Source organism: Streptomyces roseoviridis (assembly GCF_039535235.1).
GTDB lineage: Bacteria > Actinomycetota > Actinomycetes > Streptomycetales > Streptomycetaceae > Streptomyces > Streptomyces roseoviridis.
Genome location: NZ_BAAAWU010000001.1, coordinates 6,321,639 through 6,337,045, shown reverse-complemented (window position 1 = coordinate 6,337,045; position 15,407 = coordinate 6,321,639). Strand labels below are relative to the sequence as shown.

The following is a 15,407-nucleotide window of genomic DNA, read 5'->3' as shown; positions in this document are numbered from 1 at the left end:
GCATCCACGGCGCAGACGCAGGACATGGCGCAGACGCAGGACATCGAGATCGGGCCGTTCACGGCCGTCGACCCCGTGGTGGACCGGATGCGGGCCATCCGGTCCGCCTGGCATCCGGCGGACGGCGTCGCGGTCTTCAACCGGGTCTATCTGACGGTCACCGAGGAGATCGGGCGGGCCATCGAGGCGGGCACCTTCACCGACCCGCGGGCCGCCGCCACCCTCGACGTACGGTTCGCCCGCCGCTATCTCGCGGTCGTCGACGCCGTCGCCGCCGGCGCCCCGGCACCCGCCTGCTGGCGGCCGCTCTTCCACTACCGGCGGCACCCGGGCGTACGGCCGCTCCAGTTCGCGCTGGCCGGGATCAACGCGCACATCGGCCACGACCTGGCCCTCGCGGTGGTCGACACCTGCCACAGCCTGGACTGCGGCCCCGCGGACCTGGAGGACGAGTTCCACCGGGTCGGCGACGTCCTCGTGCTCCTGGAGGAGCGCATCCGGGAGGAACTGATGCCGGGCCCGGACCTCCTGGAGGTCGCGGACCCGCTGACGCATCTGCTCGGCTGCTGGAGCCTGGACCGGGCCCGCGAGGGGGCCTGGCTCGCCGCCCGCTCGCTGTGGCAGCTGCGGGAGCTGCCCGACCTGGCCGAGGAGTTCACCGAACGCCTCGACCGGTCGGTGGGCCTGGTGGGGCGGATGATGCTCACACCCCTCGCCAGGCCCTGACCGGGATCAGTCCTCCGGCAGCTCGACCGGGGCGATCTCGTCGTACACGTCGCCCGGGCCCGGGTTGGTGGCGTCGGTCTCGCCGCCGAAGTGGTGCATCACGCCCCACACCGCGTTGAGCGCCGTCTGCACCGCGCCCTCGGCCCAGCCGGCCGTCCAGGATATGTCGTCGCCGGCGAGGAAGATGCCCCGCTTGTCCTCGGGCAGCCGGTCCTGCATGAAGTGCGTGAACAGGCGGCGCTGGTAGCGGTAGTGGCCCGGGAGGTTGGCCTTGAAGGCGCCCATGAAGTAGGGCTCGTTCTCCCACGAGACCGTCACCGGGTTGCCGATGATGTGCTTGCGGATGTCGACCTTCGGGTAGATCTCGCCGAGCGACTTCAGCATGACCTCCATCCGCTCCTGCGCGGACAGCGGCAGCCACTTCAGGCTGTCGTCGCACCAGGTGTACGACAGGCAGATGACGGCCGGCTTGTCCGGACCGTCGTCCAGGAGGTACGTGCCGCGGGTCATCCGGTCGGTCAGCGTCATCGACATGACGTCGCGGCCGGTCGGATTTCCCCTGTCGTCGACGGCCTTGTCCAGCCAGAACGGCCGGTCGACGGGCACGAAGAGCTTGGAGCTCTCCATGTAGTGGGTGCGCTCGATCGCCGTCCAGTGGTCGATCGGGAAGAGCGAGTCGTCACACGCGATCTTGGAGAGCAGCATCCAGGACTGCGCGGTGAAGATCGCCGCCTGGTACGTGCGGATGTCGCCGGACGCGTCGGTGACGGTGATCCGGTTGCCGGCGGTGCGGTTCAGGCGCGTGACGGCCGGCTTGGGCTGACCGCCCTCGTGCAGGGAGCTCAGCGAGGTGCCCTGCGCCCAGTGGACGATCTTCTCCGGCTCGCGCTCCCACAGGCGCAGCGGCAGCTGCTGGGAGCCGCCGACGATGCCGCGGTGGTGGTCGTCGGCCTCGGTGTAGACGACCCGCAGGATCTCCAGGATGGAGTTCGGGAAGTCGGTGTCCCAGCCACCGGTGCCGAAGCCGACCTGGCCGAAGATCTCGCGGTGCCGGAAGGACTTGAAGGCCTCCGACTCGCACAGGAAGCCGTAGAAGGTCTGGTTGTCGAGCTTCTCGACGAGCTTGGCCCAGATCTCGCGGATGCGCGGCACGTCGCGCTCGCGCATGGCGCGGTTCATGTCGGAGAAGTCGGCGCCCTCGTCGAGGCACTTGTTCCAGGCCGCGGCGACGTCACGGTAGACCTGCGGCAGGTCGTCGATGGTCTCCGCGTAGTGCGTCTCGCCCTTGAGGTCGACGACGGTCGAGGGGGTGGCCTCGGCAAGCGGGTTCGGGAACGGCCGGGTCTCCAGGCCCACCAGGTCGATGTAGTGCTGGAGCGCCGTCGAGGAGGGCGGGAAGCGCATGGCACCCATCTCGGCGGTCAGGCCCTCGGCGCCGGTGCCCTCGAAGCCGACGGTGCGCAGCCGGCCGCCGATCTGGTCGGCCTCGTAGACGACCGGCTTGAGGCCCATCTTCATCAGCTCGTAGGCGGCGATGATGCCGGAGAGCCCGCCGCCGATGACGGCGACCTCGGTGCCGTGCTCCGTCGCGGGTATCTGGCCGAGACCGGCCGGGTGGGCCAGGAAGTCGTCGTAGGCGTAGGGGAAGTCCGGACCGAACATGGTGATCGGCGGCTGCGCGTCGGTGTGCTGGACGGCGGTGGGCACCGTGGACGTCATGGGGTACGGACTCCTTGCACGAAACAGGTGAGGCAGAGGGGAGGTCGGGGCGGGCGCGGCTCAGACGAGGGAGCCGTACAGCCCGGGGCGGCGGTCGCGGAGGTAGGGGTTGTCCTTCCGGGAGGCCGCCAGGAAGTCGGGGTCGACGTCGCCGAACACGAGGTCCTCGCCGCGCCCGGCGCGGGCCCGGGCGGTGCCGTCGGGGCCGGCCAGCGTGGACAGGCCGACGAACTCGAAGTCCCCCTCGGGACCGGTCCGGTTGGCGTACGCGAGGTAGATCTGGTTCTCGAAGGCGCGCACGGGGACCACCGACTCGGGGACGATCTCGGCGGGGTGCATGAGGGCGGTCGGCACGAGGAGGAGGTCCGTGCCGGCCAGCGCCTGCGCCCGCACGTTCTCGGGGAACTCGACGTCGTAGCAGATCATCAGGCCGACGGTGAGGCCGCCGAGCTCGGTCTGGACGACGCCGTCCTCCCCGGGCGTGAACCACTTCGCCTCGAAGTCGCCGAAGAGGTGGGTCTTGCGGTAGTGCGCGAGGACCGTGCCGTCGGCGCCGAGGAGCTGCGCGGAGTTGTACAGCACGCCGTGCCGCTCGGTGTCGCGCTCCGGGTAGCCGTAGCCGACGGCGAGGCCGTGACGCGCGGCGATGTCCGCCACCGCGCGGGCGGAGGGGCCGTCGGAGGGCTCGGCGAGCCGCGCGAGGTCGGGGCCGATGGCGTAGCCGGTCAGGAAGAGCTCGGGGGCGAGCAGCAGGCCCGCTCCGGCCGCCGCGGCGCGGCCCGCGGCCTCGTCGAGGATCTTCAGGTTGGCGGCCACGTCACCGAGCTGTCCGGAGCTCTGGAGCAGGGCGATGCGCAGCGCGGGCATGAGCGATCCTCGGGGGGCGGAGTTGAGGGGGAAGACGTCAAAAACGGTACGGTTTCGCGCTCGTCCGGGACAAGGCGGGACCGTTGCGGACCGACCGTCGAACCGTTGCGCGATCCTCGCCGACCGCGGCGATTCGTTGCACGGGGGCTCCGACCGAGGGCGTACGGCCTCCCCGCCGCGCGGCGGAGGCGGGGACCGTCCTCCGGCGCGACGCCGTGGCGCGGGCGGCGCGGAAGAGTGGTGGGCGTCCGGGAGAACACCGGACGACCTGCGACGAAGGACCGGGATCACATGAACCGTCGTACGAAGACCGCCGCCGTGGCCGCCGCCCTGCTGATCACCGCGGGCGCCGCCGGCTCCGCCACCGCCTCCGGGGACGGAGCGGGCGGCGGCCGCGAGGCGGCGGCGCTGACCGGCACCGCCAAGCTGTACCGGCCGGCCGGCGACGACATCACCTTCTCCTTCGACGCCCATCTGGCGGCGAAGGACACCATGGACCCGCAGGCGGCGACCGGCACCTTCCGCTACAGCCACTACAAGAACGGCAAGGGCGGCTACGCCGTGGCGACGGTGGACTGCCTGACCACGGGCGGCACGGTGGCCGTGGTGACGGGCGTGGTCACCGAAACGGATCTGGACGACCTGAAGGGCAAGCGGGTCGGGATCTCGGTGCACGACGACGGGAGGCGCGACCGGCTTGGCTACAGCTGGGTCGGGCGGGACGCGCACCTGGAGGTGCCGCCCTGCCTGAGCGCGGCCCCCTTCGAGAAGGTGCGGGCGGGCACCGGTGACTTCCGGGTCCTGCCCTGGCACCCCGTCTACCCGGCCGAATGAGCTGAGGGACCGTCCCACGGGGGTGGGCGGTCCCTCTTCGGCGTCGTCGGCCTCGGCGGCTACGCGGGCGAGCCCGACGAGAAGCGCCGCAGCAGCGGCGAGAGCACCAGGACGGACTTGGTGCGCTCCACGAAGGGCTCCCCCGCGATCCGCTCCAGGACGCGCTCGAAGTGGCGCATGTCGGAGGCGAAGACCTGGACGACGGCGTCCGCGTCGCCGGTGACGGTCGACGCGGACACCACCTCGGGATACCGCTCCAGGCCGCGCCGGATGTCGTCCGGCGAGGTGTTGTGGCGGCAGTAGATCTCGACGAACCCCTCCGTCTCCCAGCCGAGCGCCGCCGGATCCACCCGTACGGTGAAGCCGGTGATGGCGCCCTCGGCCCGGAGCCGGTCCACGCGCCGTTTGACGGCGGGGGCGGAGAGGCCGACCAGCGAGCCGATGTCGGCATAGCTGCGGCGGGCGTCTTCCGCGAGGGCGTGGACGATGCGTTCGTCGAGGTCGTTGAGTCGCACTACGGGTGGATCACTTCTCTGCGGGGGCCTCTGCCAGGGCCGGAGCCGTGGCCAGTCGGGAGCGGCGCATGCCGTACAGGAAGTAGAACACGAGACCGGCCGCCATCCAGGCACCGAAGTACGCCCAGGTGATCAGGTCGAGGCTGTACATGCTGTAGCCGCAGCACAGGAACCCGAGGACGGGGAAGACCGGGCCGAACGGCACCTTGAAGGAGCGCTCCATGTCCTTGCGGGTGTAGCGGAGCACGACGACGGCGATGTTGACCAGGGCGAAGGCGAAGAGCGTGCCGATGCTGGTGGCGTTGACCAGCTCGCCGAGCGGGACGACGGCGGCGAGGACGCCGCACAGCAGCGAGACGATCAGGGTGTTGACGCGCGGGGTGCCGGTGCGGGCGTCGACCTTGCCGAACACCTTGGGCACCAGGCCGTCGCGGGACATCGCGAACAGGATGCGGGTCTGGCCGTAGAGCACGGTGAGGACGACGCTGGCGATGGAGATGACGGCGCCGGCGGCGAGCAGGGTGCCCCAGAAGCTCTGCCCGGTGACGTCGTTCATGATCGCGGCCAGCGATGCCTCGGAGCCGGCGAACTTCTTCCAGTCCCAGGCGCCCACGGCGACGGCGGCGACGAGCACGTACAGCGCGGTCACGATGACCAGCGAGAGCATGATCGCCCGCGGCAGGTCACGCTTGGGGTCCTTGGCCTCCTCACCGGCGGTGGAGGCGGCGTCGAAGCCGATGTAGGAGAAGAAGAGGATGGCTCCGGCGGCGCCGACGCTGCCGATGCCGAGCGGCATGAAGTCGGAGTAGTTGCCGGACTTGAAGCCCATGAAGCCGACGGCGCAGAAGAGCACCAGGGCGGCGATCTTCACGCCCACCATGATCGTGTTCGCGCGGGCCGACTCACGGGCGCCGCCGAGCAGGAAGAGCATGGCGAGGACGACGACGATCAGGGCGGGCAGGTTGAACACGCCGCCGTCGCCGGGAGGCGCGCTGAGCGTCTCGGGGAGGGTGACGCCGATCGTGCCGTCGAGCAGCTCGTTGAGGTAGTCGCCCCAGCCGACCGCGACGGCGGCGACCGAGACGCCGTACTCCAGCATCAGGCACCAGCCGCACACCCAGGCGACGAGTTCACCCATCGTTGCGTACGCGTACGAGTACGAGGAACCCGCGACCGGTATGGTCCCGGCCAGCTCGGCGTACGAGAGCGCCGAGAAGAGGGCGGTCAGGCCGGCGAAGACGAACGCCAGCGTGACGGCCGGGCCGGCCTCGGGAACGGCCTCGCCGAGCACGACGAAGATGCCGGTGCCGAGCGTCGCACCGATGCTGATCATGGTCAGCTGCCACATCGAGAGCGAGCGGCGAAGGCTGCCGCCCTCACCCTGGCCACCCTCAGCGACCAGGTCTTCGACCGGCTTGCGGCGGGTGAGGGCAGAGAGCCCGGAGGTCTTGCGGGCGGTCGGGACGGTCGTGTCCTCGGCCGGTGGGGCTGCGCCGTGGTCCAGCACTGCAAAGGCTCCTTATCGCTGCCTGTGACGAGGCGAGGACCGCGGCGGTACGCGGGCATGTCGAGACAGCCCACGGGGGAAGGGGGAACCGCCGAGCAGGCGGTCGCCGCCACTCCTGGTACGAGGCATGAGCCTAAGCGCTGAGGCTTCGCACTCGTAATGCAGGGTTGTTGCGCACTGTCGAATGATCATTGCGCGCTTCCGGCACGGACGGGGAAACATTGCGCTCCCCCGCATGAATCGACACATCGGGGGCGTAGAGAGGCCCTCTGGTGTGCAGGGACTCCGTGGAGGGACTTCCTGTGCGGCGCGACCCGCGCCGCACCGCCGTCCACCCGATCGGAGGTCGTCGTGAGCTGGCTGGAACCCGGGCCCTTTCTTCGCGGTGTCGCGTGGCGGGACGGCGAGCGGCCCGTCCGGGCGGATCCCGCCGACCTGGCCCGGCTGCCCTGGGACATCGCCGAGCGGGCCGCACTGCCCATCGGCGTGCGGGTGGAGTTCACGGCGGCGCCGGGCACCCGGGCGGTGGAGCTGCGCTACCGGGCGGCCGTTCCGGAGGCGGGCGACACCCTGCGGTCGCTGCGGCACGGTTTCGCGCTCTGGCGGGGCCGGCGCTGCCTGGCGGAGGTGTTCGCCGAGCCGGCCGAGGAGGCGGTCGTGCGCATCGAACTCCCTCCCAGCGGCGGGGAGTTCACCGTGCACCTGCCGGAGGCGCAGGCGCCGGTGGTGCGGGCCCTCAGGCCGGTCGGCGGCGCCCTGGCCCCCGCGCCGCGCCGCCCCCGCTGGCTGGTCCACGGCGACTCGATCACGGAGGGCTGGTGGGCCACCCGGCCCGCGCACTCCTGGCCCGCGACGGCCGGCCGGGCGCTCGGCCTCGACCCGGTCAACCTCGGTTACGCGGGCGGGGCGCGCGGCGAGCTGCCGCTGGCCGAACACCTCGCCCGCCTCCCGGGCGAGCTGATCACCCTGGCCTTCGGCACCAACTGCTGGGGGACCGTGCCCAGTTCGGCGCCCCTGCTCTACGAGACGACCCGCGCCTTCGTCGCCCTGGTCCGCCGCGGCCATCCCGGCACCCCGCTGCTGCTGGTCTCCCCCGTGCTGCGCCCCGCGGCCGAGCGGACCGGGAACGCCCTGGGCGCCACGCTCGCGGAGCTGCGGACGGCCATGGAGGCGGCCGTGCGGGACCTGGTGGCGGCCGGCGACACCCGCCTTGCGCTGCTGCCCGGCCGGGAGCTGCTCGGCCCGCGGGACCTGGCCGACGGGCTCCACCCCAACGACCGGGGCCACGCGCGGATCGCCGCGGCGGTGGCGGCGGCGCTGCGCGGGGCGGGCTTCACCGGGCGGCCGGGGCCGGTCCGGCGGCCCCGGGCGGACGTCGGTCCGGGCGTCTGAGGCGTCAGCCCAGGCGTCTGACGAGGAAGCCGCAGGAGTCGGCGTGGTGGTGCGTCCGCCCCTCGGCGTCCGTACGGGACCAGCGGTCCGTGTACGGGGTCACGGGCTCGTAGCCGAGGCGCGCGTACAGGGCGGCGGCCCGGGGGTTGTCGTCGGCCACGCCGAGGCCGAGGAGCGTGCGGCCCCGCTCGCGCACCAGCTCCTCGGCCGCCCGCACCAGCGCGGTGCCGATCCCCCGCCCGCGCAGGTCCGCTCGGACGTCCAGGCCGTTGAGCTCCGGACAGTCGGCGAGCAGGGCCCGCACCTCCGGGGCCGCGCAGCCGTCCCAGCGGACCAGCCCGTGCCCGGCCGGGAGGCCGTCGTGCCAGGCGACCAGATAGGTGGCGAGTCCGGCCTCCTGGCGGGCGAACCGGCCGGAGTGCCGGGTCGGGGCGCCCGGCGCGGGCAGGTGGCGGTCGAGCAGGGTGACGTCCTCGGCCCGGCAGGGTCTGATCTCCGTACGCTCCATGCGCCGACCGTACGGGAACGCCGCGGGCCCCCGGGAGGGATTTCCCGGGGGCCCGCGGCGCTGCCGATTCGTTTCGGCGGGGTTCGTCGCGGCGGTCAGCTCCAGCTGGCGTGCAGCGGCTTGCCCTCCGCGTAACCGGCGGCGGACTGGATGCCGACGACGGCCTTCTCCTCGAACTCGGCGAGCGAGCCCGCACCGGCGTAGGTGCAGGAGGAGCGGACGCCGGCGATGATCGAGTCGATCAGGTCCTCGACGCCCGGGCGCTGCGGGTCGAGGAACATCCGCGAGGTGGAGATGCCCTCCTCGAACAGCGCCTTGCGGGCGCGGTCGTAGGCGGACTCGTCGGAGGTCCGGTTCTTGACGGCGCGGGCCGAGGCCATGCCGAAGGACTCCTTGTACGCGCGGCCCTTGGCGTCGTGCTGGAGGTCGCCGGGGGACTCGTAGGTGCCGGCGAACCAGGAGCCGATCATGACGTTGGACGCACCGGCGGCGAGCGCCATGGCGACGTCGCGCGGGTGACGGACACCGCCGTCGGCCCAGACGTGCTTGCCGTACTTCTTGGCCTCGGCGGCGCACTCCAGGACGGCGGAGAACTGCGGGCGGCCGACACCGGTCATCATGCGGGTGGTGCACATGGCGCCGGGGCCCACGCCGACCTTGATGATGTCGGCGCCGGCGTCGATGAGGTCCTTGACGCCCTCGGCGGCGACGATGTTGCCCGCGACGATCGGGACCTGCGGGTCGAGCGCCCGGACGGTCCTGATGGCGCTGATCATCGACTCCTGGTGGCCGTGCGCGGTGTCGATGACGAGCGTGTCCACGCCCGCGTCGAGCAGCTGCTTGGCCTTGCCCGCCACGTCGCCGTTGATGCCGACGGCCGCGGCGATGCGCAGCCGGCCCTTGGCGTCGACGGCCGGCGTGTACAGGGTCGCGCGCAGGGCGCCCTTGCGGGTGAGGATGCCGACCAGCTTGCCGTCCTTGTCGACGGCCGGGGCGTAGCGCCGGTTGGCGTGGTCCAGGGTGTTGAACGCCTCGCGCGGGTCGATGTCCGCGTCGAGCAGCAGCAGGTCCCGGGACATGACCTCGGACAGCTGCGTGAAGCGGTCCACGCCGGACAGGTCGGCGTCGGTGACGACACCGACCGGGCGGTTGTCCTCGTCCACGACCACGCCGGCGTCGTGCGCCCGCTTCGGCAGCAGCGAGAGCGCGTCGGCGACGGTCTGGTGCGGGGCCAGGACGATGGGGGTGTCGAGGACGTGGTGGCGGGACTTGACCCAGCCGATGACGTCGGTGACGACCTCGATCGGGATGTCCTGCGGGATGACGACCAGGCCGCCGCGGCGGGCGACGGTCTCGGCCATGCGGCGGCCGGCGATGGCGGTCATGTTGGCGACGACCAGCGGGATCGTCGTACCGGTCCCGTCCGGGGAGGAGAGGTCCACGGCCTGGCGGGAACCGACGGCCGAGCGGCTCGGCACCATGAACACATCGTCGTACGTGAGGTCGTACGGCGGCTTGACGTCATTGAGGAAACGCACGTGCTGACATCCCAGTCGTTCGGATCGGCCCCTAGGCATTTCAGCCAGGGGAAAAAGCACGTAGTTCATTGTCCCACGCCGGGGGCGCGGGGCGGTGCGGGCGGATCGTCCGAGCCTTGCGAGGGGCCGCTCGTCCGATCCTCCAAATGGGCGAGGTCGCCGCCGAGGGACAGCAGGACCGCGAGGCCGGCCGAACTGGCCCGGGCCGCCGCCGAGAACACCTCCTGGGCGATGGACCAGTCGTCCGGTTCGGCCTCGGCATAAGCCTGCCAGCCGGTCACCACGATCGCCATGGGTTCGCGCATGTCGGCGAGGCAGTCGGCGAGGGCGTCCCAGTTGCGGCCGAACCAGACGGGCAGCGGCAGGGTGCGCACGCAGCGGTTGATGAAGGCGTTCTTGTCGGTGACCCCGTGCAGGTCGAGGACGACGGCGTCATCGATTCTCATCCGCGACCACCTCCCGGAAGCTCTGGTAGTGGTCGTCCGTGTAGTACGTCTCCCCGCCCCGGCCGGTGACGATGCGCCGGGCTCCGCGGTCGCGTTCGCCGGGGGTTCGGACGGTGTACTCGCGGTAGTAGCCGCGCTCGCGCCGCGGCAGGATCCGCTCGAAGTTCGAGAACACCGCCCCGTCCTTGGCGTACGGGAAGGGCCCGCCGCCGCGGATGAGGGCGAGGGTCTTCCGGGCCTCGGGTGGTAGGTCGGCCTCGCGGACGGCGGGGAGGTCCGCGGCGGTACGGGAAGGAGCGGCGGTGGCCGTACGGGAGGGGGTGGCGGTGGCCGTACGGGAGGGGGTGGCGGTGGCCGTACGGCTCGGGGACGCCGTGCCGGTGGGGGTGCCGGGAGCCGCGCCGCCCTCGACGGAGCACCCCGTGAGGAGGCCGGCGAGCAGCCCGACGAGGAGCAGGCAGAGCCCGGCGAGCAGGGCGGGCCGCGGCCGGGCGGGGCGCTGGATCATGCCCCGATGCTGCCATCGCCCCGCCGGGCGCGCGGGCGGGGCGCGCCCGTGGGCGGGGCGGTCAGATGCCGTCCGGGTCGGCCCGGTCGAGGGCCGGGCGCGGGCCGGGGCTGAACTCGGTGAGCAGGTAGTCGGCCGCCGACCGGTCGGTCACCAGGCTGGTGACGAGACCGGAGCGGAGCACCGCCCCGATCGCCGCCGCCTTGCGCTGGCCGCCGGCGATGGCGACGACCTCGGGGATCCGGCGCAGCCGGTCCGCCTCGACGGTGATGCAGCGCTCGCCGAGGTCCCGGCCGACCCGGCGGCCCTCCGCGTCGAAGAGGTGGGCCGACATCTCGGCCGCGACGCCGAGCGAGGCGTAGTGGGCCCGCTCCTCGTCGGAGAGCATGTCGTGCACGGTCGAGATGCCCGGCTCCCAGGAGCCGATGGAGACGCAGGCCACTGTCACCTTGTCGAAGTACTCGAAGGCCCGGGCGATGCCGGTCTGGCTGCGCAGGGCGTTGGCGGTCGCCGCGTCCGGCAGCAGCATCGGCGCGTAGATGGGGTGCGCCTCGCCGCCGGAGACCTGGGCGGCACGCCGTACCGCCTCGACCGAGCCGCGCTCGGCCGTGCCCGCGTCGTACACGCCGGTGAGCTGGACGACGGTGCAGGGCGGCAGCCGGTCGAGGGCGGCCGCCATGTGGATGGTGGAGCGGCCCCAGGCCAGGCCCAGGACGTCGCCCTCGGCGACCAGCTCGCCGAGCAGGTCGGCCGCGACCTCGCCGAGGTTCTCCGGGTCGGGCGACTCCTCGTCGCCCTCCGCCGGGGACTCGACGACGACGGCGTGGCGCAGCCCGTAGCGGGCGCGGAGCGCGTCGGAGCGCTCGGCGTCCAGCTCGGCCGGTACGCGGATCTCGATGCGCACGAGGTCGCGCTCCAGGGCGGTCTCCAGGACCCGGGCCACCTTGAAGCGGCTCACGCCGAACTCCTCGGCGATCTGGATCTTGGACTTGCCCTCGAGGTAGAAGCGGCGGGCCATCGCCGCCGCCTGCACGAGCTCCGCGGGTCCCATCCGCAGGGCTGACCGTCCCGCCGACATACCCGCCACCGCGATCTCCTCACTGCTGTTCACGTACCGCTGCTCATGTGCCGTGTTCCGGCTGCGCTTGCGCTTCGGTGCTGCTGTTCACACTCTGGACTCACCGTTCATCCTGTCAGATCCGGCGGTCCTGATCGGCCGTGTCGGCGGCCCGACGGACCGCGTTCACGTACCGGTGGGTCGTTGGAGGCTCAGTGGCCACATGCCCACGGTGCCGAGGCCGTCACGGCCTCCGCCTTGGCCCGCAGGGAGCGGACGGCGGCGGCCGGGTCGGCGGCCCCGTAGACGGCGGAACCGGCCACGAAGACGTCGGCGCCGGCCTCGGCGCACCGCTCGATGGTGGACTCGGCGACACCGCCGTCCACCTGGAGCCAGAGCTCCAGACCGTGCTTGGAGATCAGCTCCCGGGTGCGGCGGATCTTCGGCAGCATGATGTCCAGGAAGGCCTGACCGCCGAAGCCGGGCTCGACCGTCATGATCAGGAGCATGTCGAGCTCGGGGAGCAGGTCCTCGTACGGCTCGATGGGCGTGGCCGGCTTGAGCGCCATCGACGCCCGCGCCCCCTTGGCCCTGATCTCCCGCGCCAGGCGCACCGGGGCGGCGGCCGCCTCCACGTGGAAGGTGACCGAACCGGCCCCGGCCTCCACGTACTGCGGCGCCCAGCGGTCCGGGTCCTCGATCATGAGGTGGCAGTCGAGGGGGGTGTCCGTCGCCCGGCTCAGCGACTCGACCACCGGCACGCCCAGCGTCAGGTTGGGCACGAAGTGGTTGTCCATCACGTCGACGTGCAGCCAGTCGGCGCCGTCGACCGCCTTCGCCTCCTCGGCGAGCCGGGCGAAGTCCGCGGACAGGATGCTGGGATTGATCTGCGCCATGTGCCAAGCCTGCCACGTTCTTGAGGACTTCTTTGCCGCGATGGGGCACGGATCCGAAGAGCCGGGTCCCGTACTGGTACAGACCAGGTGAAACCGTCAGGCGGTGCGGCGGATCAGCGCCAGGTACATCGCGTCCGTACCGTGCACATGCGGCCACAGCTGGACGTCCGGCCCGTCGCCGAGCTCCGGCACGCCCGGCAGCAGCGGGCGGGCGTCGATCAGCTCGGCGCCGCCGGTCTTCTTCAGGACGTCGTCGACCACCACCCGGGTCTCCGCCAGGTGCGGGGAGCAGGTCGCGTAGCCGACCACTCCGCCGACCCTTACGGCCCGCAGCGCCTCCGTGAGCAGCCCGCGCTGGAGCGGGGCGAAGCCGTCGAGGTCGGAGGGGCGGCGGCGCCAGCGGGCCTCGGGACGGCGCCGCAGGGCGCCGAGCCCCGAGCAGGGCACGTCCATCAGGACCCGGTCGAAGGAGCCCTCGCGCCACGGCGGGCGGGTGCCGTCGGCGGCGATGACCTGGTACGGGCCGGGGTTGCCGGCCAGGGCGCGCTCGACCAGGCGGGCGCGGTGCGGCTGCTTCTCGGAGGCGAGCAGGGCGGCGCCGCGCTCGGCGGCCAGCGCGCCCAGCAGGGCCGCCTTGCCGCCGGGACCCGCGCAGCCGTCGAGCCAGCGGGTGTCGGGGCCGTCGACGGGCGCGTTGGCGAGGGCGATGGCGACGAGCTGGCTGCCCTCGTCCTGGACGCCGGCCCGGCCCTCGCGGACCGCCTCGATGGCGCCGGGCTCGCCGCCCTCGGCGAGCCGCCGCGCGTACGGCGACCAGCGGCCGGGCTCGGTCTCGGCCGCGGCGGCCAGTTCCTCGGTGGTGGCCCGGCCGGGCCGCGCGACCAGCGTCACCTCGGGCCGCTCGTTGTCGGCCGCCAGGAGCGCCTCGATCCCGGCCCGGCCGCCGCCGAGGGCGTCCCAGAGCGCGGAGACCACCCAGCGGGGGTGGGAGTGGACGACGGCGAGGTGGTCCTCTGCGTCCTCCTCGTACGGCGGCGCGACCCGCGCCACCCAGGTGTCGAAGTCGTCCTGGGCGATCTTGCGCAGCACGGCGTTCACGAACTTGGCCCGCCCGTCGCCGAGCACCACCCGGGCCAGCTCGACGGTGGCCGACACCGCGGCGTGACTCGGGGTCCGCATGCCGAGCAGCTGGTGCGCGCCGAGCGCCAGGACGTCGAGCACCGGCGGGTCGACCTCGCGCAGCGGGCGGTCGACACAGGCGGAGATGATCGCGTCGTACGTCCCCTGCCGGCGCAGCGTCCCGTACACCAGCTCGGTCGCGAGGGCCGCGTCGCGCCCGTCGAAGCCCTCGTGCTTCTCCCGGGCCTTCTTCAGCAGCGGCGGCAGCACCAGGTTCGCGTAGGCGTCCCGCTCGTCCACGGCCCGCAGCGCCTCGAAGGCGAGGATCCGGACGGGGTCCTTCTTGGGCCTGCGGTGGGGCCGGGGGGACTTCGGGGAGTTCGGGGTGCGGCGACGTGCCTGCTCGCTCAAAGGTGCTCCGCGTGACGAAAAGACGAGGGGTCGAACACTCTCAGCGTACGTCCGCGCTCCCCCGCCGGGAAAAACGCCCCTGCCGGACCGCCCAGTCCTCGGCGGCGATCAGGCAGGAGGAGGGCGCCGTGCGGCCGGCGTCCGCCTCGAAGGCGACGAGGACGGGCGGCTCGTCCCCGACGAGCCGGGTGACCTCCGCGCGCTCCTCGGGGGTGGGCTCCCGGAAGGCGGGGTCGGCGAAGTCCATCGGGCACCGGACGTAGAGGGTGTCCGTGAAGACGACCTCGAGCCCGTGGTGGTACGTGACGTCGTGGCCGGCGGCGAGCGTCAGGCGGCTGCCGTCGTAGCCGAGGACCGTCCAGTCCCACCAGGACCCTTCGGGGAGCGGAAGCAGCACCGCGGGCGCCCCCTACGCGCCGACGCGCTCGCCGGGCGCGATCCGGACGCCGCGCGCCCAGTCCGCCGCCTTCATGGGCTTCTTGCCCTGGGGCTGGACCCACAGGAGCTCCACGGCGTGCGAGCCGGTGCCGACGTACACGTTGTTCTTGCCGACGGCGAGTTCGCCCGGGGCCAGGTCGATGCGGTCCGGCAGCAGGGCGACCTGGATCAGCTTGAGGCGCTCGCCGCGGAAGAGGGTCCACGCGCCGGGCGCGGGGGTGCAGCCGCGGACGACCCGGTCGACGCGCAGCGCGGGGGCGGTGAAGTCGACGTGGGCGTCCTCGACCTGGATCTTCGGGGCGAGGGTGACGCCCTCGGCCGGCTGGGGCACGGCCTTGAGGGTGCCGTCCTCGATGCCGTCCATGGTCGCCGCGAGCAGCCCCGCGCCCGCGAAGGCGAGCCGGGTGAGCAGGTCGCCGCTGGTGTCGGTGGGGCGGACCTCCTCGGTGACGACCCCGTACACCGGGCCCGAGTCGAGCCCCTCCTCGATCTGGAAGGTCGACGCCCCGGTCATCTGGTCCCCGGCCATCAGCGCGTGCTGCACGGGCGCCGCGCCGCGCCAGGCCGGCAGCAGCGAGAAGTGCAGGTTGACCCAGCCGTGGACGGGGATGTCGAGGGCCACGCGCGGCAGCAGCGCGCCGTACGCCACCACGGGGCAGCAGTCGGGCGCGATCTCCCGCAGTCGCGCGAGGAACGCCTCGTCGCGCGGCCGCTCCGGCTTGAGCACCTCGATCCCGGCCTCCTCCGCGCGCGCGGCGACGGGGCTCGCGACGAGCCGCCGCCCGCGCCCCGCGGGCGCGTCGGGCCGGGTGACGACGGCGGCCACCTCGTGCCGCCCGGAGGCGAGCAGGGCGTCCAGGGCGGGTACGGCGACCTCGGGGGTACCTGCGAAGACGAGCTTCACGCGGAGAAACCTCGCATCTCGG

Annotated in this window: 16 protein-coding genes; 3 read left to right on the top strand and 13 right to left on the bottom strand. The window is 73.0% G+C overall.

What is annotated here, in order from left to right; genetic code table 11:
• The first annotated feature begins 24 nt into the window (after nt 1–24).
• Entirely contained in the window at nt 25–726 is a 702-nt protein-coding gene (locus ABD954_RS28680) for a DUF5995 family protein (protein WP_345492525.1), read from the top strand.
• A gap of 6 nt (nt 727–732) precedes the next feature.
• On the opposite strand, the gene ABD954_RS28675 is transcribed toward ABD954_RS28680, so the two are convergent.
• Nucleotides 733–2,445 carry a flavin monoamine oxidase family protein gene (locus ABD954_RS28675; RefSeq protein WP_345490298.1) on the bottom strand — a complete coding sequence of 571 codons (1,713 nt, stop codon included), beginning with the start codon at nt 2,443–2,445 and terminating at the stop codon, nt 733–735.
• Nucleotides 2,446–2,505: 60 nt separating this feature from the next.
• Nucleotides 2,506–3,312 (bottom strand): carbon-nitrogen hydrolase family protein, encoded by an 807-nt coding sequence (locus tag ABD954_RS28670; RefSeq protein WP_345490296.1) that lies wholly within the window; start codon nt 3,310–3,312, stop codon nt 2,506–2,508.
• 291 nt (nt 3,313–3,603) lie between these two features.
• On the opposite strand from ABD954_RS28670, the gene ABD954_RS28665 reads away from it, so the two are divergent.
• A complete protein-coding gene (locus ABD954_RS28665) occupies nt 3,604–4,146 on the top strand; it encodes a Repetin (RefSeq protein WP_345490294.1) in 543 nt (180 codons plus the stop codon).
• A 59-nt stretch (nt 4,147–4,205) separates the two neighbouring features.
• Here ABD954_RS28665 and ABD954_RS28660 read toward each other — a convergent pair whose 3' ends face one another.
• Nucleotides 4,206–4,661 carry an Lrp/AsnC family transcriptional regulator gene (locus tag ABD954_RS28660; protein ID WP_015032260.1) on the bottom strand — a complete coding sequence of 152 codons (456 nt, stop codon included), beginning with the start codon at nt 4,659–4,661 and terminating at the stop codon, nt 4,206–4,208.
• A gap of 10 nt (nt 4,662–4,671) precedes the next feature.
• Nucleotides 4,672–6,168 carry an amino acid permease gene (locus tag ABD954_RS28655; RefSeq protein WP_345490291.1) on the bottom strand — a complete coding sequence of 499 codons (1,497 nt, stop codon included), beginning with the start codon at nt 6,166–6,168 and terminating at the stop codon, nt 4,672–4,674.
• A 351-nt stretch (nt 6,169–6,519) separates the two neighbouring features.
• Between ABD954_RS28655 and ABD954_RS28650 the strand changes: the two genes are divergently transcribed.
• Nucleotides 6,520–7,560, top strand: coding sequence for a GDSL-type esterase/lipase family protein (locus ABD954_RS28650; RefSeq protein WP_345490289.1), 1,041 nt, complete (start codon nt 6,520–6,522; stop codon nt 7,558–7,560).
• 4 nt (nt 7,561–7,564) lie between these two features.
• Here the strand turns inward: ABD954_RS28650 and ABD954_RS28645 are convergent, their stop codons facing one another.
• From ABD954_RS28645 to fmt, 9 genes are all read right to left on the bottom strand, one after another.
• Nucleotides 7,565–8,068 (bottom strand): GNAT family N-acetyltransferase, encoded by a 504-nt coding sequence (locus tag ABD954_RS28645; RefSeq protein ID WP_345490287.1) that lies wholly within the window; start codon nt 8,066–8,068, stop codon nt 7,565–7,567.
• Between the two features lie 95 nt (nt 8,069–8,163).
• Entirely contained in the window at nt 8,164–9,606 is a 1,443-nt protein-coding gene (locus tag ABD954_RS28640; protein WP_345490285.1) for a GuaB1 family IMP dehydrogenase-related protein, read from the bottom strand.
• A gap of 65 nt (nt 9,607–9,671) precedes the next feature.
• Complete coding sequence (locus ABD954_RS28635) at nt 9,672–10,052, bottom strand: barstar family protein (RefSeq protein ID WP_345490283.1); 381 nt, start codon at nt 10,050–10,052, stop codon at nt 9,672–9,674.
• Nucleotides 10,039–10,560, bottom strand: a complete 522-nt coding sequence (locus ABD954_RS28630) for a guanyl-specific ribonuclease (protein ID WP_345490281.1) — start codon at nt 10,558–10,560, stop codon at nt 10,039–10,041. Before ABD954_RS28630 ends, ABD954_RS28635 begins: the two co-directional genes overlap by 14 nt.
• Before the next feature lie 61 nt (nt 10,561–10,621).
• The gene (locus ABD954_RS28625; protein WP_345490279.1) at nt 10,622–11,671 is read right to left on the bottom strand and encodes a sugar-binding transcriptional regulator; all 1,050 of its coding nucleotides are present in this window, start codon (nt 11,669–11,671) and stop codon (nt 10,622–10,624) included.
• A gap of 158 nt (nt 11,672–11,829) precedes the next feature.
• Nucleotides 11,830–12,513, bottom strand: coding sequence for a ribulose-phosphate 3-epimerase (gene rpe, locus ABD954_RS28620; protein ID WP_345490277.1), 684 nt, complete (start codon nt 12,511–12,513; stop codon nt 11,830–11,832).
• Between the two features lie 96 nt (nt 12,514–12,609).
• Entirely contained in the window at nt 12,610–14,043 is a 1,434-nt protein-coding gene (locus tag ABD954_RS28615; protein ID WP_345490275.1) for an RsmB/NOP family class I SAM-dependent RNA methyltransferase, read from the bottom strand.
• Between the two features lie 40 nt (nt 14,044–14,083).
• Nucleotides 14,084–14,440, bottom strand: coding sequence for a hypothetical protein (locus ABD954_RS28610; RefSeq protein WP_345490273.1), 357 nt, complete (start codon nt 14,438–14,440; stop codon nt 14,084–14,086).
• Nucleotides 14,441–14,452: 12 nt separating this feature from the next.
• Nucleotides 14,453–15,385 carry a methionyl-tRNA formyltransferase gene (gene fmt / locus ABD954_RS28605; RefSeq protein WP_345490271.1) on the bottom strand — a complete coding sequence of 311 codons (933 nt, stop codon included), beginning with the start codon at nt 15,383–15,385 and terminating at the stop codon, nt 14,453–14,455.
• Nucleotides 15,386–15,407 lie beyond the last annotated feature (22 nt).